This window comes from Roseovarius sp. E0-M6 (genome assembly GCF_037083845.1).
Lineage (GTDB): Bacteria > Pseudomonadota > Alphaproteobacteria > Rhodobacterales > Rhodobacteraceae > Roseovarius.
On the sequence record NZ_JBAPLA010000016.1, the window covers coordinates 1 to 1536 of the forward strand.

A 1536-nucleotide genomic window follows, 5' to 3' on the forward strand; every position below is an offset into this window, starting at 1 on the left:
TATTTTGTTGAAAAACTCGCGCTTGATCGGAGCGTAAGTTGCTGATTCAATTTTCCATATCAGTTGGAGGGTTGAGCAATGATGGGACCGAGACAGGAAGCGCAAGCGGCCTTTTTCTACGAGTTCTCGCTTGAGGATCACGTCCCGCAAGACCACCTGCTTCGATCCATCGACCGGTTCGTCGACCTGAGAAGCATCCGTGCCCATCTTGCAGATTTCTACAGCCATACCGGGCGGCCGTCCGTCGATCCCGAGTTGCTGATCCGGATGCTGCTGGTGGGCTATTGCTTCGGCATCCGGTCCGAGCGGCGGCTCTGCGAAGAGGTTCATCTGAACCTCGCGTACCGGTGGTTTTGCCGCCTGGATCTGAGTGACCGGGTCCCGGACCATTCCACGTTCTCGAAGAACCGGCACGGTCGTTTCCGCGACAGCGAGTTGCTCCGCCACCTGTTCGAAACGACCGTTGCCCGCTGCATCGAAGAAGGCCTTGTCAGCGGTCAGCGTCTGGCCGTCGATGCGAGCTTGATCGAAGCCGATGCCAACAAACAGAACTCGACGCCGAAGGAAGAGTGGGATGCGGGGCAGATCGAGCCCGCCGACGCACCGCGGGCCGTTCGCGAGTATCTTGAGACCCTGGATGAGGCCGCGTTCGGTGCCGCCAGCGAGGTCCAGCCCAAGTTCACCTCGCATTCCGACCCGGCCAGCCAATGGACCGCAGCCCGGAAAGGGCCTGCTTTCTTCAGCTATTCCGACAACTACCTGATCGATACGGATCATGGCGTGATCGTCGATGTCGAGGCGACGCGGTCCATCCGGCAGGCCGAGGTTGGGTCAACCAAGACCATGCTGGATAGGGTGAAGGCGAAGTTCGATTTGCATCCCGAACGCCTGATCGCGGACACCGCCTATGGCTCAGGGCCGATGCTCGGCTGGCTCGTAGATCATAAGATCGCACCCCATATCCCGGTGATAGACAAGGCCGGTCGCACCGACGGAACCTGGACGCGGGCGGACTTCGAGTGGGATGCCGAGAACGATCAATATATCTGTCCCGAGGGTCACGCCCTGAAGCAGTTCCGCCGCAACTACTCCGACCCGAACTGGGGGCCGACCGGCAAGGGCACAGCCCGATACCGCGCATTGAAGGACGTCTGCCAGGCGTGCCCATCCAAAGCCAAATGCTGCCCCAACGCCGAGGCGCGCAAGATCACCCGTGAAGAGCACGAAGATGCCAGAGACATTGCCCGTAACATCGCCAAGACCCGTCAATACGACGTCTCAATGAAGCTTCGGAAGAAGGTCGAGATGCTCTTCGCGCATCTCAAACGCATCCTCGGCTTGGGCCGTCTCCGATTACGTGGGCCGTGCGGTGCAAACGACGAATTCCTCCTCGCCGCCACCGCCCAAAACCTCCGGAAACTGGCCAAGGTCTTTCCCGCACCGCAGCAAACGCGAAAAGCTTGATAGGACAGGCGTTCGCGCCGGATTTGGAATAGCTATTTCTGCGCTCGCAAACGTTAGTTTTTCCACAGAATC

1 protein-coding gene is annotated in these 1536 nt (G+C 59.4%); it reads left to right on the top strand.

What is annotated here, in order from left to right; all coding sequences use genetic code 11:
- The first annotated feature begins 78 nt into the window (after window positions 1-78).
- The gene (locus V8359_RS19275) at window positions 79-1464 is read left to right on the top strand and encodes an IS1182 family transposase (protein ID WP_336430775.1); all 1386 of its coding nucleotides are present in this window, start codon (window positions 79-81) and stop codon (window positions 1462-1464) included.
- The last annotated feature ends 72 nt before the right edge of the window (window positions 1465-1536 follow it).

Excerpts from the sequence above, each read along its gene's own strand:
- V8359_RS19275 (WP_336430775.1), top strand. The coding sequence starts at position 79 with ATGATGGGACCGAGACAGGAAGCGCAAGCGGCCTTTTTCTACGAGTTC.